The organism is Sphingomonas sp. AC411, from assembly GCF_979253035.1.
On record NZ_CEEDAQ010000001.1, the window covers coordinates 131,302 to 154,537 of the forward strand.

Annotated in this window: 25 protein-coding genes; 5 read left to right on the plus strand and 20 right to left on the minus strand. The window is 64.8% G+C overall.

Features of this window, described 5'->3' with window-relative positions:
• Positions 1 to 22 precede the first annotated feature (22 nt).
• The 5 genes from AC0IX7_RS00655 to AC0IX7_RS00675 all read right to left on the minus strand — a co-directional run bounded on the left by AC0IX7_RS00655 (position 23) and on the right by AC0IX7_RS00675 (position 2,986).
• Complete coding sequence (locus AC0IX7_RS00655) at positions 23 to 274, minus strand: XapX domain-containing protein (protein ID WP_132898232.1); 252 nt, start codon at positions 272 to 274, stop codon at positions 23 to 25.
• 4 nt (positions 275 to 278) lie between these two features.
• On the minus strand, positions 279 to 950 hold the full coding sequence (locus tag AC0IX7_RS00660; RefSeq protein WP_132898233.1) for a hydrolase: 672 nt from the start codon (positions 948 to 950) through the stop codon (positions 279 to 281).
• A 26-nt stretch (positions 951 to 976) separates the two neighbouring features.
• The gene (locus AC0IX7_RS00665; RefSeq protein WP_471810043.1) at positions 977 to 1,561 is read right to left on the minus strand and encodes a helix-turn-helix domain-containing protein; all 585 of its coding nucleotides are present in this window, start codon (positions 1,559 to 1,561) and stop codon (positions 977 to 979) included.
• Positions 1,562 to 1,677: 116 nt separating this feature from the next.
• Positions 1,678 to 2,280 carry a response regulator transcription factor gene (locus tag AC0IX7_RS00670; protein ID WP_132898234.1) on the minus strand — a complete coding sequence of 201 codons (603 nt, stop codon included), beginning with the start codon at positions 2,278 to 2,280 and terminating at the stop codon, positions 1,678 to 1,680.
• A gap of 103 nt (positions 2,281 to 2,383) precedes the next feature.
• A complete protein-coding gene (locus AC0IX7_RS00675) occupies positions 2,384 to 2,986 on the minus strand; it encodes a M17 family peptidase N-terminal domain-containing protein (protein ID WP_471810044.1) in 603 nt (200 codons plus the stop codon).
• Positions 2,987 to 3,203: 217 nt separating this feature from the next.
• On the opposite strand from AC0IX7_RS00675, the gene AC0IX7_RS00680 reads away from it, so the two are divergent.
• Genes AC0IX7_RS00680 through AC0IX7_RS00690 form a run of 3 tightly spaced genes read left to right on the plus strand, consistent with a single transcriptional unit; the run spans position 3,204 to position 6,211 of the window.
• Positions 3,204 to 4,166, plus strand: a complete 963-nt coding sequence (locus AC0IX7_RS00680; RefSeq protein WP_471810045.1) for a ligand-binding sensor domain-containing protein — start codon at positions 3,204 to 3,206, stop codon at positions 4,164 to 4,166.
• Between the two features lie 14 nt (positions 4,167 to 4,180).
• Positions 4,181 to 5,128: a hypothetical protein gene (locus AC0IX7_RS00685; protein ID WP_471810046.1), complete on the plus strand. Its 948-nt coding sequence runs from the start codon at positions 4,181 to 4,183 to the stop codon at positions 5,126 to 5,128.
• Positions 5,129 to 5,188: 60 nt separating this feature from the next.
• Positions 5,189 to 6,211 carry an ATP-binding protein gene (locus AC0IX7_RS00690; protein ID WP_471810047.1) on the plus strand — a complete coding sequence of 341 codons (1,023 nt, stop codon included), beginning with the start codon at positions 5,189 to 5,191 and terminating at the stop codon, positions 6,209 to 6,211.
• Positions 6,212 to 6,257: 46 nt separating this feature from the next.
• On the opposite strand, the gene AC0IX7_RS00695 is transcribed toward AC0IX7_RS00690, so the two are convergent.
• Complete coding sequence (locus AC0IX7_RS00695; RefSeq protein WP_165911506.1) at positions 6,258 to 7,100, minus strand: alpha/beta fold hydrolase; 843 nt, start codon at positions 7,098 to 7,100, stop codon at positions 6,258 to 6,260.
• Between the two features lie 226 nt (positions 7,101 to 7,326).
• Positions 7,327 to 8,049: an alpha/beta hydrolase gene (locus tag AC0IX7_RS00700; RefSeq protein WP_471810048.1), complete on the minus strand. Its 723-nt coding sequence runs from the start codon at positions 8,047 to 8,049 to the stop codon at positions 7,327 to 7,329.
• Between the two features lie 185 nt (positions 8,050 to 8,234).
• Here AC0IX7_RS00700 and AC0IX7_RS00705 point away from each other — a divergent pair, with 185 nt between their 5' ends.
• On the plus strand, positions 8,235 to 8,831 hold the full coding sequence (locus tag AC0IX7_RS00705; RefSeq protein ID WP_277984179.1) for a TMEM175 family protein: 597 nt from the start codon (positions 8,235 to 8,237) through the stop codon (positions 8,829 to 8,831).
• A 9-nt stretch (positions 8,832 to 8,840) separates the two neighbouring features.
• On the opposite strand, the gene AC0IX7_RS00710 is transcribed toward AC0IX7_RS00705, so the two are convergent.
• On the minus strand, positions 8,841 to 9,752 hold the full coding sequence (locus tag AC0IX7_RS00710) for a LysR family transcriptional regulator (RefSeq protein WP_277984178.1): 912 nt from the start codon (positions 9,750 to 9,752) through the stop codon (positions 8,841 to 8,843).
• Between the two features lie 113 nt (positions 9,753 to 9,865).
• Between AC0IX7_RS00710 and AC0IX7_RS00715 the strand changes: the two genes are divergently transcribed.
• Entirely contained in the window at positions 9,866 to 10,642 is a 777-nt protein-coding gene (locus tag AC0IX7_RS00715) for an SDR family NAD(P)-dependent oxidoreductase (protein WP_132898237.1), read from the plus strand.
• Between the two features lie 140 nt (positions 10,643 to 10,782).
• Here the strand turns inward: AC0IX7_RS00715 and AC0IX7_RS00720 are convergent, their stop codons facing one another.
• From AC0IX7_RS00720 to hmuQ, 12 genes are all read right to left on the minus strand, one after another.
• A complete protein-coding gene (locus AC0IX7_RS00720; RefSeq protein ID WP_333922100.1) occupies positions 10,783 to 12,330 on the minus strand; it encodes a GMC family oxidoreductase in 1,548 nt (515 codons plus the stop codon).
• On the minus strand, positions 12,327 to 13,301 hold the full coding sequence (locus AC0IX7_RS00725) for an alpha/beta hydrolase (protein ID WP_333922101.1): 975 nt from the start codon (positions 13,299 to 13,301) through the stop codon (positions 12,327 to 12,329). The genes AC0IX7_RS00720 and AC0IX7_RS00725 overlap by 4 nt, the downstream gene beginning before the upstream one ends.
• A gap of 58 nt (positions 13,302 to 13,359) precedes the next feature.
• Positions 13,360 to 13,668: an alpha/beta fold hydrolase gene (locus tag AC0IX7_RS00730; protein WP_471810049.1), complete on the minus strand. Its 309-nt coding sequence runs from the start codon at positions 13,666 to 13,668 to the stop codon at positions 13,360 to 13,362.
• Positions 13,653 to 15,164 carry an FAD-dependent oxidoreductase gene (locus AC0IX7_RS00735; protein WP_132898238.1) on the minus strand — a complete coding sequence of 504 codons (1,512 nt, stop codon included), beginning with the start codon at positions 15,162 to 15,164 and terminating at the stop codon, positions 13,653 to 13,655. The genes AC0IX7_RS00730 and AC0IX7_RS00735 overlap by 16 nt, the downstream gene beginning before the upstream one ends.
• A gap of 347 nt (positions 15,165 to 15,511) precedes the next feature.
• Positions 15,512 to 16,387 carry an SDR family oxidoreductase gene (locus tag AC0IX7_RS00740; protein ID WP_056476130.1) on the minus strand — a complete coding sequence of 292 codons (876 nt, stop codon included), beginning with the start codon at positions 16,385 to 16,387 and terminating at the stop codon, positions 15,512 to 15,514.
• A gap of 90 nt (positions 16,388 to 16,477) precedes the next feature.
• The gene (locus tag AC0IX7_RS00745) at positions 16,478 to 17,359 is read right to left on the minus strand and encodes an MBL fold metallo-hydrolase (RefSeq protein ID WP_277984196.1); all 882 of its coding nucleotides are present in this window, start codon (positions 17,357 to 17,359) and stop codon (positions 16,478 to 16,480) included.
• Positions 17,360 to 17,496: 137 nt separating this feature from the next.
• Positions 17,497 to 17,847, minus strand: a complete 351-nt coding sequence (locus AC0IX7_RS00750; protein ID WP_093401120.1) for a response regulator — start codon at positions 17,845 to 17,847, stop codon at positions 17,497 to 17,499.
• A gap of 91 nt (positions 17,848 to 17,938) precedes the next feature.
• Positions 17,939 to 19,429 (minus strand): HWE histidine kinase domain-containing protein, encoded by a 1,491-nt coding sequence (locus AC0IX7_RS00755; RefSeq protein WP_471810050.1) that lies wholly within the window; start codon positions 19,427 to 19,429, stop codon positions 17,939 to 17,941.
• 118 nt (positions 19,430 to 19,547) lie between these two features.
• The gene (locus tag AC0IX7_RS00760) at positions 19,548 to 19,982 is read right to left on the minus strand and encodes a response regulator (RefSeq protein ID WP_471810051.1); all 435 of its coding nucleotides are present in this window, start codon (positions 19,980 to 19,982) and stop codon (positions 19,548 to 19,550) included.
• 29 nt (positions 19,983 to 20,011) lie between these two features.
• The gene (locus AC0IX7_RS00765) at positions 20,012 to 21,013 is read right to left on the minus strand and encodes a histidine kinase dimerization/phosphoacceptor domain -containing protein (RefSeq protein WP_471810052.1); all 1,002 of its coding nucleotides are present in this window, start codon (positions 21,011 to 21,013) and stop codon (positions 20,012 to 20,014) included.
• A 383-nt stretch (positions 21,014 to 21,396) separates the two neighbouring features.
• Positions 21,397 to 22,863, minus strand: a complete 1,467-nt coding sequence (locus AC0IX7_RS00770) for an 8'-apo-carotenoid 13,14-cleaving dioxygenase (protein ID WP_243693489.1) — start codon at positions 22,861 to 22,863, stop codon at positions 21,397 to 21,399.
• On the minus strand, positions 22,860 to 23,177 hold the full coding sequence (gene hmuQ / locus AC0IX7_RS00775; RefSeq protein WP_132898242.1) for a heme-degrading protein HmuQ: 318 nt from the start codon (positions 23,175 to 23,177) through the stop codon (positions 22,860 to 22,862). Before hmuQ ends, AC0IX7_RS00770 begins: the two co-directional genes overlap by 4 nt.
• Between the last annotated feature and the right edge of the window lie 59 nt (positions 23,178 to 23,236).

Here is a 23,236-nt window from a genome sequence, read left to right on the forward strand (position 1 = left end):
AGGATGGTCGTGCGGCGGTCAATCACGCCGCATCGTCGTGGTGATGGCCGGGCAGCATCCCGAACACGTGATCGGTGCAGGCCGCCCGGATCGCGGCGGCCTTGTCACGGCTCGCCCACAGGCTCTTCGCGAGCGGCACTGCCTGCTCGCCGAGCAATATGCCGGCGAGCCCGATCAGCGCGATCGTCGGCGGGGCCGGCGACCGGACCTTCAGCAGCGCATAGATCACGCCGACGAACAGGCCGGCGGCGAGCGAGATCAGGTACGGCCGCACCGGATCAGTGCCCGCCTTCGGACGCGCCGAACATCGTCTTGGCGTAGGTGATGCCGAGCCCGTAGGCGCCGGCGAATTTCCGCGCGACGCCGGTGACCGCGTCGTAGGTTTCGGTCCGCGCCCAGTCGCGCTGTAACTCGAGCAGATACTGGACCGATGTCATCGGCACCGCGCCCAGCTGGATCATCCGCTGGACCGCGCGCTCATGCGCCTCGACCGAAACGTCGCCGCATGCGTCGCTGATGAAATACGCCTCGAAGCCCTGGTCGATCGCCGACGCAACCGGGCCGACGATGCACACGCCGGTCCACAGCCCTGCGAACACGATCCGCGTCTTTCCGATCCGGTTGATCTCGTCGATCACCGCGGCGTCTTCCCAGGTGTTCATTGAGGTGCGGTCGAGCAGCGGCTCGCCGGGGAACGCGTCGGTGATCTCGCTGAACATCGGCCCGGAGAAGCTGTCGACCGCGACAGTCGTCAGGATCGTCGGCACGTCGAACACCGCCGCGGCATGGCTGATGAGGGCGGCATTGTTGCGCAGCAATTCGGTCGCGATCGACTTGGTCGCGAACGCCATCTGCGACTGGAAGTCGATCAGCACGAGCGTGTGATCGGTCGGCGAGATCAGCGATGCGCCGGGCGTGGCGGTTGCAGTGATGGCGGCGGTGATGGTCATGATAGTCTCCCGTTGGAAAAGGTCGGTCAGCGCGCCTGCCAGGTGCGGCGCCAGATCAGCGGCGTCGCACCGACCACACGGCGGAACAGCCGGGTCAGGTGCGCCTGGTCGGTGAGCCCGCAGGCGTAGGCGATGTGGCTGAGCGTATCGTCGGTCTGCAGCATCAGCGTCTGCGCGCGGCGGACGCGCTGGCGGATCAGGAAGGCGTGCGGCGTCTCGCCCGTCGTCACCTTGAAGGCGCGGCAGAAATGCCCGGTGCTGAGCCGCGCGACCTCGGCGAGTGCGTCGACCCCGATCGTCGCGCCCAGATACGTATCGATATATTGGACGACGTTGCGCACTTGCCACGCGGCGAGCCCGCCCTTGACCGGCTTGGCCTTCGCGGTCGGGCCGCCAGCGGGTGCGCCATCGTCGGCGAACCCATTCCCGACATCGTCGGCGAACCCATTCCCGACATCGTCGGCGAACATCGCCGCGAGCCGCTCCAGATAATGCCGTGCGACCTGCGGATCGTGATCGAGCGTGCTGACCGCATTCGCGACCAGGCTGGCGGCCACCGTCGGCACGAACCCGCGCGGCAGTGCGGTCGCGGGAGGAAGGGTATGCAGCATCGCCAGGGTCTCCGTCGCAGTCTGTACGAAGGAGCATAGGGGATGCGGATCAATCGCCTGCGCCCCGGCCGGGGTGGCGCTCGCCCCCTCTTTAGAGGCGGGGATGTCGTCCCGGATCAGAGCGTGATGATCCCGCGCTTGGCGGCGATCGTCACCGCGTGCGTGCGGTCCGACGCGCCGAGTTTCGCGAAGATCAGCTTCATATGGCCCTTCACCGTCTCTTCCGAGACGGCGAGCTTGGCGGCGATCTGCTTGTTCGAATTGCCCGACGCGGCCAGCGAAAGCACGCCGATCTCGCGCTCGGTCAGCGCATCCTCGATGACGTGGAAGGCGATGCTCGATGCCACCTGCGCGTTCAGATGCTTGCCTCCCGCGTGCACCGAGCGGATCGTGTCGAGCAGTTCCTTGCGCAGCGTGTTCTTCAGCAGGTATCCGGACGCCCCCGCGCGCAACGCCCGCAACGCCTGCGCATCGCCCGAATAGGTGGTCAGCACGACGATCCGCGCGTGCGGCCAGTTGCTCCGCATCGCCGCAATCGTGTCGACGCCGCCGATCCCCGGCATCTGCAGATCCATGAGAACGATATCGGGGAGACGCGTCGGGTAGAGCGCGAGCGCCTGTTCGCCGGACTCGGCCTCCGCGACCACCGCCAGGTCCTCCTGCGTTTCGATTACGGCCTTCACGCCTTCGCGAAGGAAGGGATGATCGTCGACGATCATGATCCGGATCCGGGGGAGGGCGGCAATTCGGGCTCTCGGGCTGGCTGAAAGGAGAGTGGCAACCCTGCGCCGTGACTGGCGGATATGGCAAGCGGCCGCTGCGTCACTGCACGGCGAGCCGGTCGAAGCTGGCGCGAAAGACCTCGACCACCGTCTCGAACCGCCCCGCGCCGACGCAGAACACCCAGCGCGATAGCGTCGGGGTTGGAACGTCGGACAGTGCGTCTAACAGCCCGGCGAGCATCGCGTCGGGCGTACCGGCCAGCCCGCCCGGATCGAGGCCGCTGTCGAGCAGGCTCGGCGCGAACGCCGCCGAGGTCGCCTCGATCCGGATCGTTTCGCACGCCGCGGTCGCCACCGCCTGTCGCATCGTCGCGGGCGTCCATACCGCAGGATCGCCGAGCCCGATCGCGAGCACGGTGTTCGCCTGGATCGGTGGCGCCGGTGCCGACAAGGTCAGCACGTCGCCCATGTCGGCGCGAAAAATGCCGTCGGCGCGCAACCGCGTGATCGCGCCGCCGAGGGCCGCATCGAGATTGCCCAGTCCGCCGCCGGGCCGCGCCCGACCGGTCTCGTGCGTGAAGACGCCCGCGCTCGCGACCATCACCTCGACGCTCACTGCGTCGCGCGGCGCGACATCAATGCGGACACCCCGCCACACGCCGATCGTCGCCGCGTCGTCGGTCCGACCGTCCATCGGCGGCATCCTGTTCTCCCGTCGATCCGGTGCGGACCTATGTCATTGATATCACTAGCTTGGCACAGGATCGTGGACAGGACTGACCCAATTTGGACAATCGTGACATTTGCGCCCACGCGTCCCGGCCAGTAGCACGGCCAAATATCGTATGACCTGACGCAAGGCGATCCGGCCTTGCATTTGTTCGTTCCGCGAGCGCAACGTCGATCATCATCAGCTCTGCTTGGGTATCGTCCGCTTGATCGCGCAAAACAGCTTTCTACGCTTCGAGCGCGGCAGAGCGCTTGTCCGCGACCTGTCGCGCGTCCTGTTCGGTATCCTGTGCTGCTTCCTGAGTGTCAGCAGCGCGTCCGCACGCGATCCGGCACGGAGTATCGCTCAGATGCGCCATTCGCGCTGGACGCTAGGCGATGGTGCCCCGGGCAACATCCGCGCGATCGTTCAGGGACGCGATGGCTATCTGTGGCTCGGGACCGCAACGGGGCTCTATCGGTTCGACGGCGTGGTCTTCGAACGCTTCGTGCCCGTCGATCAGGATCGCTATCGCTCGCCGCAGGTCACCGCACTGCTTGCCGCGCGCAACGGCGACATCTGGGTAGGGTACGACTTTGGCGGCATCTCCGTCGTTCGCGGCGGCGTGTTGAAGGATGCGAACCCCTGGGCACCGAACGGCGGCGTGAACAGCATCGTCGAGGGGCAGGACGGCGCAATCTGGGTTGCGGGCGATTCGATGGGGAAGCTGGTTCTCAGTCGGCTGTTGGCGGGCAAATGGACGGCGTTCGGCGCCGGGCGCGGTGTCCCCGACAGCGAGACGGGCGATATCCTGAGTACGCCGGGAGGCATCTACCTGTCGCTCATGCCGCGGATGCTTCGCCTCAAACCGGGGAGCAATCGCTTCGAGGAGACCGGCATTGCGATCAAGGGGCCGACTTCGCTCGCGCAGGACCGGAACGGGGTGGTTTGGCGGCGCACCGGGACGCAGATCATGCCGATCGATCGCACCGCGCGCGCGTATCGGACCGGCACGGCCACCACGCCCTATGTCGTCGAGCGCATGATATTCGACCATGACGGCAATCTTTGGATCGCAGGTCAGGATTCGGGGTTGGGCCGACTGTCCGCGGCGGCGTTTCAACCCCTTCGGCATCCGACCGGATCGAGTTGTTCACCGAGAAACAGGGCCTGACCGCCGCCTTGACGATGGCGCTTCTGGACGATCGCGAGGGCAATATCTGGGTCGGGACGGAATCGGGGCTCGACCGGTTCTCGCCTAGCAACATCGCTCAGCCTGCGCAGACCGAGGCGATCGTATCCGGCTTCGTTGGCAGCGTGTCCTCGCGCAATCTGTTCGTCGCCGGCCTCTCGGGCGTTTACCGCATCGGCCGATCCGGGGTCCCCGCACTCGTCTTTGCGCAACCCGACATCGGCGTGTTGTGTGGCGACGATCGCCGACTGCTTGTCATCGGCATGTCAGGCAAATACCTGCTCGATCTCAATCCCGCGGGTAGTGTCGCCAAGGTGACGCCGGTTCTCGGGCCGCTGTCGATCACCTGCACGATGGATGACGCGGGCGCCTTCTGGGCCGGCTTCGAACAGCTGTACCGCCTGGTCGGACGCCGGTTGCAGCCGGTCGCCAAGCCAGGCGGTACTCCCGCCGGATCGATCCACCGCGTACGGTCGGATGGGGCGGGGGGCGTCCTGTTCGGACGGATCGGGCAAGGGGTGTCCCGCCTGCACGACGGTATCGAAACGCTGCTGTGGCGCAGCAAGGATCAGGTGACCGGCAGGACCGCGACCTGGGTGCCGACCGATCGCGGACTGGTCATCGTCGGTGATCAGGGGCTCGCACGGTATGACGGAAAGCGTCTCCAGTCGCTACGCGACCGGAGCTATCCGTTTCTCGCCGGACTGACCGGACTGCTCCAGACGGCGGACGGATCGACCTGGACGATCGGCGCGGACGGTATCGTCCGGATGCCAACGTCGGCTGTGGAGGCCGCGTTCGCGGACCCGGGATTCCGATCCCGTACGAGCGGTTCGGGTATCAGGAAGATTTCCGCGCGCGCTCGAACATGGTCGAGGCGAACGATGTCGCGCAGGATGCCGCGGGGCGGTTGTGGTTCGCGACCAACAAGGGGCTGGCGATGATCGACCCACGGCATCTGTCGCGAAACCGGTTGCCGCCGACCGTGCAGATCCGTTCGCTCGATGCCGGTGGCGCGGCGCAACCCCGGCGATCAGGCGATCGCATTTCCCGCCGGTACCGATCATGTCCGGATCGCCTACACCGCGCTCAGCCTCACCAACGCGACCGCCAACCGCTTCCGCTACCGGATCGAGGGGATCGATCGCGACTGGATCGACGCCGGCACCACGCGCGACGCGCTGTATACCAACCTCGGTCCCGGCACATACCGGTTCCAGGTCATCGCCGCCAACAACGACGGCGTCTGGAACCGCGAGGGCGCCACGCTGGCGTTCACGATCGCGCCGCGGTTCTACCAGACATATGCGTTCATGGCGGTGTGCATCGTGGGTGCGCTGATCCTGATCTGGCTGCTCTATCGCCGCCGCGTCCGCGGGATCGCCGACCGTACGCGTGGCCGCTTCGAGGTCCAGCTGGCGGAGCGCGAACGGATCGCCCGCGAACTCCACGATACGTTGCTGCAAGGCTTCCAGGGGCTGATGCTGCGCTTTCAGTCGGTGGTCGAACTGCTGCCACCCGGCGACCGTGCGCGCACCAGCCTCGAAACCGCGCTGGAGAGCGCCGATGACGTGCTGCTCGACGGCCGCGACCGGGTTCGGTCGCTACGCGAGACGATGGAGCCGGTCGCTTTGCCCGCGTTGCTCGCCGCGATCGCCGAGGATGTCGTGCCGTTGCCGCTTACCTGGAACTTAGCGGTGGAGGGCACCCAGTACCCGGTCTGCGCGCCCGTCGCGGACGAGATCGCGCAGATCGTCCGCGAAGCGCTCGCCAACGCGGTGCGGCATGCGGGTGCGAACCGGCTGGTCGTCGTGATCCGCTCAACCTCCGACAAGCTCGTCGTCAGCGTGTCGGACGACGGTATCGGCCTTCCGCCCGACGTCCGTGAGGCGGGGCATCGACCCGGCCATTATGGCCTGATCGGCATGCGCGAACGCGCCGTCGCGCTAGGCGGGACCCTGGCGATGCACGCCGAAACCGGCACCGAGATCAAAGTGACGATCCCGGCGCGCGTCGCCTATCGCTGAGCGAGAGAGCGACGACCGCCACCCTCTCGCCAGAGTCATCCTGCGATCACCCTTTCACAAATGCGAGCAGGTCCGGATTGATGACGTCGGCATGCGTCGTCAGCATACCGTGCGGATACCCCTTGTAGATCTTTAGCGTGGCGCTCTTCAGCAGCTTGGCCTGCAGCGCCGCCGCGTTTTCATACGGCACGATCTGGTCGTCGTCGCCCTGCAGGACGAGCGTCGGCACGGTGATCGCCTTCAGGTCCGCAGTCTGATCGGTCTCGGAGAACGCCTTGATCCCGTCGTAATGCGCGAGCGCGCCGCCCATCATGCCCTGGCGCCACCAATTGTCGACGACCCCCTGCGAGAGCATTTCGGTCGGGCGGTTGAAGCCGTAGAACGGCCCCGAGGCGAGATCGAGGTAGAATTGCGCGCGGTTGTCGGCGAGCGCCTTGCGCAGGCCATCGAACACCGACATCGGCAGGCCGCCCGGATTGCTCGCGGTCTTGAGCATCATTGGCGGCACCGCGCTGACCAGTACCATTTTGGCGACGCGACCCTGTGGCTGGCCGAACTTGGCGACATAGCGTGCGACTTCCCCGCCGCCGGTCGAGTGGCCGATATGGACCGCATTCCTGAGGTCGAGATGCTCGGCGACCGCAGAGGCATCGGCGGCGTAGTGATCCATGTCGTTGCCGGTATCGGCCTGCGACGAGCGGCCATGCCCGCGGCGATCATGCGCGACAACGCGGTAGCCCTCGGCGAGGAAGTACAGCATCTGCGTGTCCCAGTCGTCCGACGACAGCGGCCAGCCATGATGGAACACGATCGGCTGGGCGGCCTTTGGACCCCAGTCCTTGTAGAAGATGTCGACGCCGTCCTTGGTCTTGATGAATCCGCTGCTCATTCTCGGTACTCCGTCTGGGTGGGGAAGGGGAGGCGAATGCCGTCGCTGGCAGCAAGCTGGCCGCCGCCGCGGTGGTTGCGGCGCCGATGACGACGGCTCGCCGGGAGATTTCGCGCATCATGTCTGGCATCGGAATGTCCTGATTGTTTGCGGGTGTGACACTGACGCTATTGCGCGGCGGCGGCCTCTTCGATGAGCGCGGCGACCGCCTGCGGATTGGACGTCATCACGACATGCGAGGCGCCGGCGACGACGACCGTCTTTCTCGACCCCGCGCGCTTCGCCATGAACGCCTGTACGGGGGCGGAATGTTCAGGTCGGCGCTGCCGTAGATGAACCAGGACGGGATCGTTTTCCACGACGGCGTCACCGCCTTCTCGTTGAGCGCGGCCTCGGCAACCGGGCGCTGCGTCGCGGCCATCAGTGCGGCCTGCGCGGCCGGCACGTCGGCGGCGAACTGGTGCGCGAACTTGTCGCGCTGGATGTAGAGATCCCTGGTCCCGTCGGGCAGCACGACCGGTGGCGCCAGCGCGGCGCCCAGCGTGGCACCGGGAAACTTGCCGGTCAGCGCGATCGCGCTCTCGCCGGTATCCGGCGCGAACGCCGCGACATAGACCAGCGCCTTGACGTTGCCCGCGTGTGCCGCCGCTTCGGTGATGACGGGCCCACCATAGGAATGCCCGACCAGCACCACCGGCGTCGTCACCGCAGTGACCACGCCCGCGACCGACGCGGCATCGCTCGCCACGCCGCGCAACGGGTTCGACGCGGCGATCACGGTATAGCCGTCCGCGCGCAGCCGCTCGATCACCCCGTTCCACGACCCGGACTCCGCGAACGCGCCGTGGACGAGCACGATCGTCGGCCGCGGCGTCTGCTGGGCGTCCGCGCTGGCCAGAGGGGCGAGCATCGTCGTGACCGTCGCAAGGCAAGCGATCCAGATTTTCATGTGCTTAGCTCCCAAAAGGCAGGCGTCCGCTCGTCAATGCGCGCCGATCCCGCACCATTATTGTCGAACCGAAACGAAATTTGCGGATAACCGACATATTCCGTCGCGGGCGACCACCGCCGCCGGGACTTCCGGAAATTGCGCGGCTACGCTTCCCCGACAATCACCAGCGGCACGGAGCGAGTATGAGCGGACGTCGAATGGGGCCGGGGCGGCTGGAGGCGTTCACCGACGGCGTCGTCGCGATCATCATCACGATCATGGTGCTGGAACTGAAGGTCCCCGAAACCGGCGATCTCTACGGTCTGGTGGGTGCCGCGCCGGTTCTGCTCGCCTATCTGCTGAGCTTCGTGAACGTCGGGCTCTACTGGAACAATCACCACCACATGTTCCACGCGGTCGATCGGATCGACGGGCGGGTGTTGTGGGCGAACCTTTTCCTGCTGTTCTGGCTCAGCCTGGTGCCGTTCGTGATCCGCTGGCTCGACGAAAGCCAGTTCGCGGCGGGTGCGACTGCCGCCTACGGGATCGTCCTCGGGCTTGCCGCGATCGGCTATACGCTGACCGAGCGCGCGATCATCGCCTGCAACGGAAAGACCTCCGCGGTCGCCCGCGCGATCGGCTCGGACTGGAAGGGCTGGGGCAGCATTGCGCTCTATACGCTGGCGGTGCCGCTGGCGTTCGTCAGCCGCTGGATCGCGATCGGGCTGTACGTATCCGTTATCGCGCTGTGGCTGATTCCGGACCGCCGTATCATCCGCGTGCTCGACGCCGCCGACTGACGCGCACGCTCAGCCGCCTGAGCCCTGTACGAACGCGCGCAGGCGCGGAACCGCGAAATCGAGGAAGGCGCGCACCCGGCGTGGCAGTTCGCGCGCGCCGACCGACAGCGCGTGGACGCTTTCGGTGTCGCCGGCGGAGGGACCGGGGAGCACTTCGACTAGGCGACCCTCAGCCAGTTCGTCGCGGACATGGAAATCGGCGAGCCGCGCCAAACCGACGCCGGCAACCGCCATGCGCCGGACCGTCTCGCCGTTGTTGGCGATCAGCGATCCCCTGACGGCGCGCTCGACGATCCGTCCCCCGTCCGCGATCGGCCACGACGTGATCGTCCGGCGGAAGTTGAAGCCCAAACAGTCGTGGTCGGCAAGATCCGCGAAATCGACCGGAACGCCGCGGCGTGCGAGATAGTCCGGCGATGCGACGATGACGCGGCGTGCGGTCCCGAGCTTGTGCGCGGTCAATGACGAGTCAGGCAGGATGCCGATCCGAAACGCGATGTCGGTCCGGTCGAGATAGAGGTCGACGATATCGTCCGACAGCGAGAGATCGACGACGATATTGGGATAGAGCTGCCAGAATGAGGGCAGCAACGGCTCGATCGCGAGCGTACCGAACCCGACCGATGCCGTGATCCGTACCGTGCCACCGGGGCTAGCGGCGCCTTGCATCAACTGGCTGTCGAGGTCGTCCAGGTCCGCCAGCAGCATCTGGGCGCGCTCGTAATAGAGCTGCCCCTCGGCGGTCAAAGACAGTTGCCGCGTCGATCGCTCGATCAACCGCACCCCGATCCGGGCTTCGATCCGCGCGATCAGCTTGCTCACCGTCGACGGTGTCATCAGCAACGCCCGCGCAGCCTCGGAAAAGCTGCCGGTGTCCACCACTCGCAGGAAGACCTGCATCTCGCCCGCGCGGTTATCCATCGGCCACCTGTGAAATTGCTTCACGGGTAAAGCGCCAAGCTGCGCGATTATCAAGCGCGGGGAGCAGTCCTACCTGGGGTTTAACGGACACTGAACTAATCAAGGACATTCGCATGGACCTGAAACTTCGCGGCAAGAGCGCCCTCGTCACCGGATCGACCGCCGGCATCGGACTTGAGATCGCCCGCCAGCTCGCCACCGAGGGTGCAGACGTCATCATCTGCGGTCGCGACCAGGGCAAGCTAGATGCTGCCGCCGCCGACATCGGTGCAGCGCGTGCCATCCTCGCCGATGCAGCGACAGCCGAGGGCGCAGCGGCGCTCGTCGCGGCAGTGCCGGCGGTCGACATCCTTGTGAACAACCTTGGCATCTACGAATCCAAACCGTTCGCCGAGATCACCGACGACGACTGGCGTCGCTTCTTCGAGGTCAACGTGCTGTCCGGCGCGCGGCTTGCGCGTGCCTATTTTCCCGGCATGCTGGCGCGCGACTGGGGGCGGATCATCTTCATCTCGAGCGAATCCGCCGTGCTGATCCCGCCCGACATGATTCACTACGGCATGACCAAGACCGCGCAGCTCGCCATCTCGCGCGGTCTCGCGGCGCTGACGAAAGGCACCAACGTCACGGTCAATACAGTGATGCCGGGCACCACGCGCTCCGAGGGTATCGTGAGCTTCCTCAAGAGCGTGGCAAGCGATGCCTCGCAATCGGATGCCGAGATCGAACGCGAATTCTTCAGCCGGGACCGACCGACCTCGCTGATCCAGCGGATGATCGAGCCGGAAGAGGTCGCCAGCATGGTCGCCTATGTTGCAAGCCCGCTGGCTGCGGCGACCAACGGTGCCGCGTTGCGCGTTGATGGCGGGATCACGCCAACGATTGTGTAGCGAAGACCTGACCCATCGAACTTGATTCAGCGCGCATCGGAGCGGTTTCTTGTTTGCAGAATATGAACGAATGGCACAAGTTGGGCGCTGGCTAAGTAGGTGCGAACGTCCGTTTGTGGGTCCTGCCGTACTCGCCATCCTCAACCGCTCCCGAGTATCCGATCCGCGGTACGCAGGCTCAGCGCCATGATGGTCAGCGCGGGGTTGGCGGCGAGCGAGCTCGGGAAGACCGAATTGTCGCAGATCCACAGATTGTCGACCTCGAAGCTGCGACCCCACGGATCGACGACCGCGGTGTCGCCGTTCTCGCCCATCCGGCAGGTGCCGATGGTATGCGCGGCGCGGGGCAGGGTGACGATATCGTGCGCGCCCGCCGCCTGCCAGATCGCGGTCATCGTCGCGACCGCGTGATTGTCGATCGCCTGCTCGTTGGCGCCATAGCCGAACGTCACGCGCGCCTTGGGCACGCCGAACGCATCGGTCTCGTCGGCGAGCACCAGCCGGTTGTCGTCGCTCGGTAGGCATTCGCCGTTGATGCCGATGCCCGCGAGATGGAGGTATCTGTCCATCACGTCGACCAGCCCCTGGCCCCAGCGCCCGCCGCCGCGCGCGAACGATGTCGCCAACGTGACCGGCTGCACGCCGAGGCTCTGCATGAGATAGCCGCCCGCGAAGTCCGCGCCGTCGGGGCGCAGCATATCCTCGCTGATCAGCGATGAGGGATAGCCGCGGTTGCAGCGCATCTCGGCGTCGAAGCGGCCCCAGACCTGCGTCGCGACATGCGCCATGAAGTTGCGGCCGACCTGACCGCTCGCATTGCCGATACCCATATGGAGCAGCAGGCGCGGGGTCTCGACGCCGCCGGCGCTGAGCACGACCGCGGCGCACCGCTGACGGTGCTCCTGCCGGCCGTTGCGGTAGACTACCGCGACGATCCGGCCGGCGGCGTCGCGCTCGACCCCGGTCATCCGGCAGCCGGGGCGGATCTCGGCGCCGGCGGCGACCGCGAGCGGGAGATAGGTGGTATCCATCGACGCCTTCGCGCCGTTGCGGCACCCCTGATGGCAAGCGCCGCAATTGACGCAGGCCTGACGCAACCCGCCGCCTTCCTGCCGCCAGTCGCGCGAGACCAGCGCAGCGGGGGCGTCGGTCGCGGTGATGCCTACCGCGGCGCACCCCGCCGCCATCGCATCGGCGGGCGCATTGCGCTTGACCGCGGGCAGTTGATAGCGGCGGGCCGCGTCCCAGGGGTAATCGGCGGGGCCCGAAACGCCAATGAACGCCTCGACCTGTTCGATGTAGCGGATCAGCTCGGCGTGCTCGATCGGCCAGTCTTCTCCTTGGCCGGTCAGCGTCTTTAGGCGCAGATCGCGCGGATCGGGACGAGGGCAGAACGCGCCCCAGTGCAGCGTCGACCCGCCAACGCCGGTGCCGCTGTTGTTGCCGCCGAACGCCTGCGGCGTTGCGCCGTCGCTCAGCCGCTCGTCGATCCAGTAGATGTCGCTCGCCGCGAGTTCATCCGGCGTGTGCCGTTGGGGTTCGCCGTTGGGGCCGGCTTCGAGCGCGACCACCTTCAGCCCGGCCTTGGCGAGGCGGGCCAGCAACGGTGCGCCGCCGGCACCGGTGCCGATCACCACGACATCGACGACATCGGTCTCGGCATAGGCGCGCATCTGGTCAAGGTTCATCGTGCGGGCTCCCAGCCTTCGCGTTCGTCGGCGGCGGTCAGCGCATAGCCCTGCTTGCGGACGCCATCGCCACCAATGGCAAAGCCGTCATAGCCGACCCGCGCCATCGTTGCCGGATGCGCGAGCCACAACCGCACGGCGTCGGCGCGAACGTCCTCGAACCACAAGGTCATTTGCTCGGGGGTAAGCGGGGTCTTGGCGGACCAGTCGGCGGCTTCGATCGTGTGGAGCAGGGCGTCGCGGTCTTCACCAGCGAGTTTGGCGAAAGCCCCGTTCGCAAGTGTGTCGAGCGTGTCGAGCCCTGCGCGATAGGCGTCGGCGTCGACGGGAAGCGCGGCGAACCGCCAGCCATCGCCTTCGCCGCCCGCGAGTTGCGTGTCGATCCGCGCGGCGAGGTCGATCCCGTGCTGCGGGATCACGCGGTCGACGAGCGCGCGCAGGGTTTCGAGTTGCTTCGCCGACACGATCTTGGGTTGATAGTCGGGGTCGTCTGCGATCGCGCGTTCGGCCAGCGTCGCGCGGGTGCGCGCGCTCACGCGGTCGGAGGCGATCAGGCGTTCATAGTCGGCGGGGATGCTCGCTGCACCGACGGCGTGCGCGTGATCGCGGATCAGGTGGGCGACGCTGTCCGGCTGTTCGAACGGGAGAAGATGCGCGGCGCCGGCGATGCTCTGGAACCGGGCGTGGGTATAATGCGGCACGTTGAGCTTGCGCTGGTTCGCCTCGCCCAAATCGCCGTCTTCGGCGCCGGCGATGATCACGGCAGGGGTGTTGAGCGTGCCGACCTGATCCGACCAGTCCTCGCGATAGCCCTGTTCGAGCCATGCTCGCCATGCCTGGGGATTGGCGCGCTGAACGTCGGCGACGGCGGCGTCATAGACAGCAGGCGGCAGCGGGGCGGCGATGTTCTGGTCGACGAAGTCGCGGGCGTCTTCGATACCGACTGGGCCCTGCTTCACCCAGTCGATCATCGTCGTGCGGCGTTCGTCGTCGATCGGCTCGGGCGAGGGGGCGACGCGGCCATCAGCACTACGCCGGCCAGCCCGGAGAGGCGTCCCGCCTCCGATCGCTGCGCGAGATCGTCGCGATCTTGCCGCCCATGCTGTGGCCGACGAGCATCCATCGGTCCGCGTTTTCCGCGCGGATCTGTTCGGCGATGGTGTCGGCCATCTCCTCCACCGTGAACCCGGTCGCGTCGGACGCATCGCCGAAGCCGTTCAGGTCGAGCGGTCGGCAGTCGAACGCGCCGAGTCGCGCGATCACCGCGTCCCACGACCGGGCGCTGCCGCCCAGCGCATGCAGGAAGAACAGCGTCGGGCGCATCACGCCGCGTCCCATGCGGCCTCCTTTTTGAGCGCGATCTCGTCGTGGTTGCCGCAGGTCATCACGGCCTGCTCCTTGCCGTCCTCCTTCAGGAAGACTGCGAAGTCGCCAGCGGCCACATCGCCTTCGATGCGGCGGTCGTCGGGTTTGGCTACGTGACCAACATAATGGAGGCTGGTGTCATACTGCCCGGTCCAGAAGAACGGTGTGTCGCCATAGCCGCCGGTGACTGCGCCGAGCAGCGAGCGCGCCAGCCATTGGCCCTGCCGTTGCGCATGGACCCAGTGCTCGACGCGGATCGGGTGGCCGAGCCTTGGGTCGGCATAGCTCGCGATATCGCCGATCGCGTAGATACCGTCGGCCGAGGTCCGTAACTGCGCATCGACCGAGACGCCGCCGCCAGCGTCCTTTTCTGCGATCTTCAGCCCTGCCGCCTTGGCGAGGTCGATCCGTGGTTCGACACCGACGCCGACCACGAGCAAGTCGCCTTCGATAGCCGTGCCATCGTCGAGCATCGCGGTGTGGCCGTCGTACTGCGCGAGTTCGCAGTCGAGGTGGAAGGTCACGCCCTTCTCCTCGTGGAGCGCCTGCACGAACTTACCCACTTCCGGCCCTGCGACCTTGGCGAGCGGTACGCTGTCCCTGGCGATCACCGTCACCGAAAGCCCGGCTTGGGTAAGCGATGCGGCGGCCTCGAGCCCGATGAAGCTCGCGCCCAGCACGATCGCGCGCTTCGCGTCCTTTGCCGCGGCTTTGACTGCGTCAGCGTCGGCAAGCGTGCGCAGCACGAACACGTTATCCGCGGCCTTCACGGTGTCCGGCGTGACCGGCGTCGCGCCGGTGGCGAGGATGAGAACGTCGTAGGGTACGCGGTCTTGGTCGGCGGTGACGACAGCGTGACCTTCTACGTCGATCAACGCGACAGCAACGCCGGTCCGGACGTTCGGCGCAGGACCGCGACCCAGGCCGGGTTCGGGGAGTGCGGTATCGTCGCGCTCGGCATCGCCTGCGAGATAGTCCTTCGAAACCGCGGTCCGGTCATAGGGCGCATCGGCGTCGTCGGACAGGATCGTGACGTCGCCGCCGAGACCCGAGCGTGCGAGCATGTCGGCGCAGGCGTGCCCCGCCGCACCGCCGCCGACGATGACGACCTTGCCGATCGACCGGGTCGACGGGGTGGCCCGCGTCTGCTCCTCCTTGCCGGTAATGGTGACGACGCCGTCCTTCTCGACCACGGTGAACGTGTCGAGCGGCGCGAACGCAGGGGCGGCGACAGCCTCGCCGTCACTGAGCGAAAAGCGCGCGTGGTGCCACGGGCAGCGCACTGTCCCGTCGATCACGAGGCCGGTTTCCAGCGGTGCGCCCTGATGGGTGCATTTGCCAGCGAACGCGCAGACCTTGCCGCGATGCCGGACCAGAATAACGTCCTCGCTGCCGAATGATCCCGCGACCGGTTTGTCGTCGTGCAGGTCCGCTGCGGGCATGCCCTTGCCGAGATCGATCGTTGCCATGTTCCAAATCTCCCAAATTCCGGAGTGAACGATGCAAATCGACATCCGGTGCCGTGGAAATTCGTTCTCGGTCAGTAGCTTCGACTGCAAAAGTGCTTTGCATCAACGATTACCAAGCTCGCCAAGTAAGATGATTCGCGCTCGGAAACCGTCTGCTACAACAATCGTGCTTAGAACCGCTTCTGGGCCTGCTAGCTGGGGCAAGCGGATCACCGACCCCTCTGCTCTGGTAATAGCGGCTGACGCTGGCCCAATCGTGGCGTCCTGAAAGCCTTGGTGCACCATAGATCCTATGGCCACCTCAGCTGACTGCGGACGTGCAGCCGGCTGAGGTTTAGCCATCAGAATCAGGAAATTGGAACCCCGCCGGTCACGGCCACGACATTACCGGACATGTAGCTCCCCTCCGCCGACGCGAGCATCACATAGGCGGAAGCGAGTTCGCCTGGCTGTCCAGCGCGGCCGAGCGGCGTGTTCTGGCCGAGCGTTTCCAGTTCCTCCGGTGACTTGGCGATCGGCTGGATTGGCGTCCAGATCGGGCCTGGCGCCACCGCGTTCACGCGAATGCCTTCGCCGGATAGAAGGTTGGACAGGCCCACCGTCAGGCTAGAGATAGCGCCCTTGGTTGCTGCGTAGACAATCATGTTCTTGCCAGCGACCTTTGCCTGTTCGCTGGTCGTGTTGATGATCGCCGAACCCGGCTTCATGTGCGGCGCTGCTGCCTTGGCCAAACGGATCATGGCAAAGACGTTAGCGGCGAACGCGGCCTGCATCTCGTCGTCGTCGATGCTATCAAGGCCCTCGTTCATTGTCTGAGCGGCAGCGTTGTTGACGAGCACATCGATGCCACCGAGTTCCGCGATCGTACGCTCAACCAGGGTTATGCAGTGATCCCGGTCGCGAAGATCGCCCGGAAGCAAAACACAACGTTGCCCCGCCTTTTCTACCCACGTCAGTGTCTCTTCGGCGTCGGCTTGCTCGTCGGCAAGGTAGGAGATCGCAACGTCGGCTCCCTCACGGGCATAAGCAATCGCCACTGCCCGGCCGATACCGGAGTCCCCTCCGGTTATCAGCGCCACCTTGCCCTTCAGCAGGCCCTTGCCGACGTAGCTCTCCTCGCCGTGATCGGGTTTGGTTCGCATCCTCGCCGTCAAACCGGGTCTTGGCTGCCGCGGCTCATCAGGAAAACTTGTCGGCTGGCTGGTACGCGGATCGTCGGTCATAGCGGTTCCTGCTGGTGGATATCAGCAGCAAACGGCTCAGGAGGAATAACGTGCCGGGCGGCCGCACGTGACGACGGCATCCCGTCGGTGTCAGCGTTTCACCGGTTGCCAGCGATAAGCAGTGCCGGCCTTGACGATCTGGCCGAGCCCTGGGAACGGAAAATGCGGGCTGAACACATGTTCGCCGCTCGCTGCCAACTTGGCCAGCTCGGCCGTCCGCCGCTGGCGCCCCTGCTCGCCGTCGGTGTCGTAGCCGATGATCCATTCGGGCCTGGCGAGAGACACGATAGCGCTATGAGCAGCGTCGCCCATGTCGAGTAGCTTCTGGCTGTCTGACGTGATTTCGTAGCCGCTATGGCCGGGCGTGTGCCCCGCCAGCGGGACCGCGCGGATACCCGGGATCACGGCCGCGCCAGGATCAAACGGCATGACCTTCGGCGTGATCGTCGCGACTAGCGCGGCATTGTCGGGCTGGCTCTGCATGAACGCCCATTCGGCGCGCGTCATACGGATCGTCGCGTTGGGAAACGCCAGTTTGCCGTCCGCGCTCGACAGGCCGCCGACATGATCGCCGTGCGAATGCGTGATGAGGACGTCAGTAATGTCCGCCGGCGATACTTTGGCGAGCGCCAGGCTCTGCATCAGGACGCCACCAACCTTGGGGCCCAGGCCAGTGTCGATAAGGACCATACGGCCCGGCATGCGGACAAGCAGCGCATCGACACCGAGCGATAGCGCGTCGGTTGGCGCGCCTGCTTTCCGCAATATATCCGCGACAGCTGCCGGGCCTTCCTTCTTGCCGAACACGCTGCCGTCGTTCGGAACGCGGTTGATCATGTCCCGCAAGGCCACAGTACGCATCGAGCCGATGCTGAACGGCACCGCCGCAGGCCCGATCGGCACCGGCTTTGCCAGCACCGTCGCCCCCAAGAATACGGCAACTCCGAGCGCGGCTATCGAACGAAGGGTCATCTACATTCCCATGATGATTGTTGGATATCGTAAGGAACGTGGCGGGTTCAGTGACCTGAGACAACTTGATGAGGTACCAGGTCTTACAGGTAAGGCCGATGGGGCGACTGCTTCACTGACCGTCGGCGATCGCTGGCTCAGGCGGGCGCCAGACTTTGGAACGCCGCGATAAGAGCCTGTTCGTTGATCGGTTTGTCGAGAACGATCATCGATGGCCGACTTACATGGCATGCTTCGCGCGTGCCGGTAACGAAGATCACGGGCGTCGGCCCATGCTCCAAGATGATGGCTTCCACCGCGGCAGGACCGGTACCGGCTGAGAGATTGACGTCGGACATGATGATGGAGGGAGGCCGCAATCTCGCGGCATCGATTGCCTCATCTTGCGAGGCGGCCTGATCAAAGGATGTGCCGCCAGCCCGCTCGATCAGCTGAATGATGTGATCGGCGATGAGGAAATCATCCTCGATGACGAGCACATGGCACATATGACAGATCCCGATAAGCTGAGCTCTTAACCAATGTGGTCACGCAATGGGCCCGCCACGGCGTTAATAAATGTCAGACATGGTCGAGAGCTTAGATCGGCGCTTCGATTGCGAAGCGAACACCTTCCGGCAAATATTGGATTTCCGCCCTGCCGCGGATGTGGCGTGACAGGACACGCTCAATCATTCGCGTACCAAATCCAATACGCGTAGGCACGGCAACGACAGGACCATCCTGCTCTGCCCAGGAGAAGGTAAGTCGACGTTCCGTCCCATTGCCGTTCAGGTCCCAGCGTATGCTCACCTGACCCTCCGGTACCGAGAGCGCACCATATTTGATCGCATTGGTCGCCAGCTCGTGCAGCGCCATCGACAACGCAAGTGTCACTTCCGGGGTCAGCCGTATCGTCGGGCCGACAGCGGAAAACCGTCGACCGTTGCTGTCCATGAACGGCGCGAGCACCCGCTCGACGATCTCACCGATCGCCGCGCCTTCGATCTCGTCCTTGAGCAGCAGTTCGTGGGCAGACGCTAGGCTGGCGATGCGGCCCGATACCGCATCCCGAGCCTCAGCGAGGGACGCAGCATCGCGTAGCGTCTGACTGACAACGGCACTGACTGTCGCAAGCGTGTTTTTCACGCGGTGTGTCAGTTCATGGGCCAGAACCGAACGTTGCTCCTCGGCGAATTTGCGCGCTGAAACATTGCTCGAAAAGCCCGAAACCGCCAACGGCGTGCCATCCGCACGGCGCTGCAGCGAGCCTTGGGAATGGATCCAGCGTTGCTCGCCTTCAGGCGTCAATATGCGGTATTCGACGTTATACCGCGTGCCATGCTCGATAGCGTTGTTCAGCGAGGTCGTGAGGAGGTCTCGATCCTCTGGATGAACGCATGCCAGCATACCTTTCATCGACAACTTTTCGCCGACAGGCCGGCCAAAGTTCGTCAGGCAACTTGGCGAGTAGCTGAGCCGCCATTCCGGCAGGTCGATGGTCCAAGTGCCCAGTCCGCCAGCATCGAGCGCAAGTGCCAGGCGGGCCTCTCGTTCGGCTAGCGCAACTTCGCGCTTCGCAAGCTCGGCACTCAGCGTGTCGCGGTCGCGTTCCAACTGCAACAGCCCGTGCCGCTCGAGTGTGACATCGAGCTGGGATGCCACGAAGTAGCGTAGGCTGCCGGTCGCGTCATGCACGGGCGCGACCATGAGGCGGTTCCAGAACGGCGTGCCGTCACGACGGTGATTCAGAAGGTCGATATCGATCGGCTTACGAAGAGCAATTGCGTCCTTCATGCGTCGGACGTCGGCCTGATCGGTCAACGGTCCCTGCATAAAACGGCAGTTCCGGCCAACGACCTCGACTGCCGAGAACCCCGTCAAAGCCTCGAACGCACGATTGACGTAAACCAGCGGGTTATCCGGTAGCGTTGGATCGCTGACGACCATCGGCGTAATGCAGTGATCGAACGCCGCAACGAAGGGGTCATGCTCGTTGAGGCGGGACGCAAAGGCGTCGACAGCCTCGCGTGCGACACCTGAGGCATCGTGCGGTCGAATAGGCGAAGGTGGGAGTGGCTGACGGTCCAAAGCGGGAACGTCCTAGCGGTAAGACGTTGATGGATCAACGTAATCGAATTTATGTAGAACTTCTGTCATCTGTCGTCCCACTTCGTGAGGCCGTGGATTGTCGCTTATCACCCGGAAATCAGGGACTGGTCTGGGACCACTCTGCGGCAAACGCGGGCGCCGCAATGAAGCTCGCTGGCTGCGGGGATACGGGCGGTGGATCGCAGACACCTTCTTCGATGTAGCGCATTGCGGACATCAGACCATTCCGGGAGAAGGGCTTGGGTATGACGCCATGGCCACCGGCAAAGTCGGCTGGAATCTTGAGTGGGTTTGCAGTGACGAAGACGACTATCGCGTCCGTCCATCGCTTCCGGATCAACGCACAGACATCCAGGCCGCTGGTGCCTTTCGCAAGCTGTATGTCGACAAAAGCCAGGTCCGGGTGGAGATCGCCTGCCAGGTCTTCAACTTCGTAGAGAGACACGGCCTCGCCGACGACACGGTGACCGGCGTCTTCGATCATCGCTTCAATATCCATCGCCAAAAGAGCTTCGTCCTCGACGATCAGCACATTCAACGGCGGTTTGGCACGTCCACTCATTAATCGTCCACCGGGAATGAGAGAGATACACGAACACCGGGGGCGGCGTCGGACCATACGACGTCGGCCCTGACTTGCTTGGCGAGGCGGGAAATAAGCATTTTGCCAATGCCGTCCGGCTGAACGTCATTGCTGGCAAGCCCATGCCCATCATCGGTGATTTCGATCAGGGCATTATTGCCTTCTAGGGCGGTGCGGACGGAAATCGTACCCGCTCGCCCGTCGGCAAATGCATGCTTGATGGCGTTGGTCGCTATTTCGTTGAGGATCAACCCAAGCGATGCCGCCTTACTGGACGGCACCTCTATTTGCGAAATGTTCGAAACCAGCTTGATGTCGTCGCGTCGGCTCGCACCAACGACGTCGCTTATTAGATTTTCGGTAAACGCCCCGACGTCGAACCGGGTGACGTCGTCCGACTGATAAAGACGGCGATGCACTGTCGCCAGCGCATCAACCCGTTCGAGCATGGTTTCAAGTTTTGATGAAACGGCCGGGTCTGATATGCTACGCGCCTGCAAACGCAGGAGCGAACTGATCATCGTAAGGTTGTTCTTTACCCGGTGGTCGACTTCGTGAAGCAGCAGAGTTTTTGCATCTAACGCGGCCTCCAGGTCTGACGTGCGCGCCTCGACCTCCTGTTCGACCAATAATTTCTGCTTTGAAATAATAGTCTGCGCTTTGACGCGGTCAGTAACATCAAGCTGGGAGGCGAAGAAGAATACAACCTTACCGGCGTCGTTGCGTACAGGACTCAGATACAATGCGTTCCAGAACGCAGATCCATCCTTCCGATAGTTTAGAAGGTCCACGGCAATGTCGGTCTGGGCGTCGATTGCCTGACGCACTTTAGCCACCTGCTCTCGGTCGGTGTCGGGACCTTGCAGGAAGCGGCAGTTACGGCCGATGATTTCACTTCGGTCATAGCCCGACAGCGTTTGAAAGGCTTCGTTGCAGAAGACGATCGGGTTATCGGTCTGCGCGGGGTCCGTAATGACCATAGGCATTCGGGTAGCCCGAACAGCCGCGGCAAAGGGTCCGCTCGTCCGTGCTCGTAATCGAGCGCTTCCGTCAGATGCCAATCGTCTCGCTGCTTCATCACGCCTCCGTGGAGCGTGCCGACCAGCCGAACTCCATGCCGGGACTAAATCGTTTTGATCGGCTTCCGTTCCGCTGAGGGATCGAGTTCGTCTCCCTGAGGCAATACCATTGGGCGGCATGGCTTGCGCGTACAAAGCCTCTTTGAGATCGAAAATCGGCGACCCGTCTGCAGGCTGGGAGCTCAACGAACGGCAGACATGGGGAAAGAGGAAATGGCTCGTGAGTGTCCGCTTGTGGGTCGAGTGTCAGGCTGAACGAATGCGCGGCGGCTGCGTGGATCAGGTTACTTCAGCCATGCGCCATGGATGCCTGGCGGCACACAATGCGGAATACGGACGGATGCCACGGGCGGTGCCTCGAAGTTCCGCGCATCCAGTATCTCCAGCGCGGTGGTGTGCCCACCGGCGTCGATCACGAGCCCGACGAGCCAGCCATCATCCTCGCCAGAGTCCGGCGAGCGCGGCACGAACACGAACTCGCCCGCGATGCGTCCCGGTCCGAACTCGTGCAGTCGTCGCGTGTCATCTTCTAAATCATGCTTGATGAGCGGCGCCTCGCCAACCAGCGTTTCCGTCATCTGTTCGGGCAGCCCGAGCGCATAGATATGGCGGTAAGGGCGGCCATTGCGACGCTCGTCTATCGTCGGCAGTTCCTGCGGCGAGGGGTCGATCGCGCGCTGGTCCACCGATCCAGTCAAAGGGTCGATCGTCCATCGCTCGAGGCCGCGCGGCTGCTCGTCCGGTGCCAGATTGTCGCTAGCGAACATGCGGTCGTACGCGACCACGTCGAGCGCCACGCTCCCGTTCGGCAGATCATGCGCGTTGGCAGTGTGGAACACGAAGCACGGATCGAGCGGGAACCACCGGATTTCCTCCGCCTCACCGTCGCGCGGCAGCAGCCCGATCCGGGCCGGATGCTTCTCGTTCCACCGATAGGGAAACCCATGCCCCGCCAGCACAGTGCGCATCGACAGGGTAAGCGGCAGGTCCATGACGACGACGTAGCGCTGCGTGATCGCGCAGTCGTGGATCAGCGGCCCGTGCGACACCGGGATCGTCACCGATCGTCGTACCCGGCCGGCGACATCGACGACGTTGTAGCGAATGCGCTTGGGATCGGTCGCCTCGTAACACAGCGCGTGCAACTCGCCGGTCGCCGGGTCGCGGCGCGGATGGGCGGTGAACGAGCCGGGCAGGGTGCCGCCGAAATCGTCGTAGCGCTGCGTCTCCAAATGCTCGTCGAAGCGGACCGGCGTACTGCCGGCTTCTACCAGCGCCCATCCACTGCCGGCATGGTCCAGTACGCTAGTGTTGACGGTGTCGAAGATGTGCCGTGGCCCTGGAGCCGCCGGCACATGCCTGGCCGCCGCGACATCGGTCGAGCGGATCCAGCGATTCCGGTACCACCGGGCTTGCCCGTCCTCGAGCCGGATGCCGTGCAGCATCCCATCGCCCGTGAAGAAGTGGTAAGAGCGTGGGTCGGCGTCGGCGGGGTTTGGTCCGATACGAACGTAGCGGCCGTCAAGCTCAAGCGGGATGATACCCTCGACGGCAAGGTCGGTGAGGGTCAGTTCCTCAGTCATCGGCTCGTGGATGCCCGTAAGCAACGGGTGCGGCGCATCGCGGGGCGGCAGGCGGCGCTTGTTGAACGCGGCGATGCCGGTGACGATCGGCGAGGCAATTGCGCCGACGACGTTGTCGATCGCCTGCTCGAAGCGGCTGGCGAACGTCGGACGTCGGGTGACCGTCACGATGTCGTGACGGTTTGGATGACGTCGAAGCCTTCGAAGCGAGGCGGCGCCAGGTACAACGGCTTGTGGTCGCCTGCGCCGCGATGGGCCGCGCGAAACGCCTCGGACCGAGTCCAGTTTTCGAAGTCCCCGCGCGACAGCCAAACGGTATGCGACGAATAGAGGACGTGATCGTCGGCCGCGGGCCCGCGCAGCATGTGGAACTCGACGAAACCCGGGACGCCGGCAAGGTACGAGTCGCGCGACAGCCAGACCCGCTCGAACGCCCCCTCCTCACCGGGGATCACCTGAAATCGGTTCATGGCGATGAACACGGGGGCAAGCTCCTGTGTCGACTGGCAGGCCTAAGGTGGGGTTTAGCGGGACGGGATGC

Bases quoted from the DNA above. Each gene is read 5' to 3' on its own strand.
- AC0IX7_RS00665 (WP_471810043.1), bottom strand. From the start codon at position 1,561: ATGCTGCATACCCTTCCTCCCGCGACCGCACTGCCGCGCGGGTTCGTG.
- AC0IX7_RS00740 (WP_056476130.1), bottom strand. From the start codon at position 16,387: ATGACCGACGATCCGCGTACCAGCCAGCCGACAAGTTTTCCTGATGAG.
- AC0IX7_RS00660 (WP_132898233.1), bottom strand. From the start codon at position 950: ATGACCATCACCGCCGCCATCACTGCAACCGCCACGCCCGGCGCATCG.
- AC0IX7_RS00710 (WP_277984178.1), bottom strand. From the start codon at position 9,752: ATGGATAACCGCGCGGGCGAGATGCAGGTCTTCCTGCGAGTGGTGGAC.
- AC0IX7_RS00735 (WP_132898238.1), bottom strand. From the start codon at position 15,164: ATGGCAACGATCGATCTCGGCAAGGGCATGCCCGCAGCGGACCTGCAC.
- AC0IX7_RS00670 (WP_132898234.1), bottom strand. From the start codon at position 2,280: ATGATCGTCGACGATCATCCCTTCCTTCGCGAAGGCGTGAAGGCCGTA.
- AC0IX7_RS00750 (WP_093401120.1), bottom strand. From the start codon at position 17,847: ATGTGCCATGTGCTCGTCATCGAGGATGATTTCCTCATCGCCGATCAC.
- AC0IX7_RS00730 (WP_471810049.1), bottom strand. From the start codon at position 13,668: ATGGGACGCGGCGTGATGCGCCCGACGCTGTTCTTCCTGCATGCGCTG.
- AC0IX7_RS00705 (WP_277984179.1), top strand. From the start codon at position 8,235: ATGAGCGGACGTCGAATGGGGCCGGGGCGGCTGGAGGCGTTCACCGAC.
- AC0IX7_RS00685 (WP_471810046.1), top strand. From the start codon at position 4,181: ATGGCGCTTCTGGACGATCGCGAGGGCAATATCTGGGTCGGGACGGAA.
- AC0IX7_RS00765 (WP_471810052.1), bottom strand. From the start codon at position 21,013: ATGGTCATTACGGACCCCGCGCAGACCGATAACCCGATCGTCTTCTGC.
- AC0IX7_RS00725 (WP_333922101.1), bottom strand. From the start codon at position 13,301: ATGATCGACTGGGTGAAGCAGGGCCCAGTCGGTATCGAAGACGCCCGC.
- AC0IX7_RS00695 (WP_165911506.1), bottom strand. From the start codon at position 7,100: ATGAGCAGCGGATTCATCAAGACCAAGGACGGCGTCGACATCTTCTAC.
- AC0IX7_RS00720 (WP_333922100.1), bottom strand. From the start codon at position 12,330: ATGAACCTTGACCAGATGCGCGCCTATGCCGAGACCGATGTCGTCGAT.
- AC0IX7_RS00715 (WP_132898237.1), top strand. From the start codon at position 9,866: ATGGACCTGAAACTTCGCGGCAAGAGCGCCCTCGTCACCGGATCGACC.
- AC0IX7_RS00675 (WP_471810044.1), bottom strand. From the start codon at position 2,986: ATGCCGCCGATGGACGGTCGGACCGACGACGCGGCGACGATCGGCGTG.
- AC0IX7_RS00700 (WP_471810048.1), bottom strand. From the start codon at position 8,049: ATGAAAATCTGGATCGCTTGCCTTGCGACGGTCACGACGATGCTCGCC.
- AC0IX7_RS00745 (WP_277984196.1), bottom strand. From the start codon at position 17,359: ATGACCCTTCGTTCGATAGCCGCGCTCGGAGTTGCCGTATTCTTGGGG.
- AC0IX7_RS00690 (WP_471810047.1), top strand. From the start codon at position 5,189: ATGCCGGTGGCGCGGCGCAACCCCGGCGATCAGGCGATCGCATTTCCC.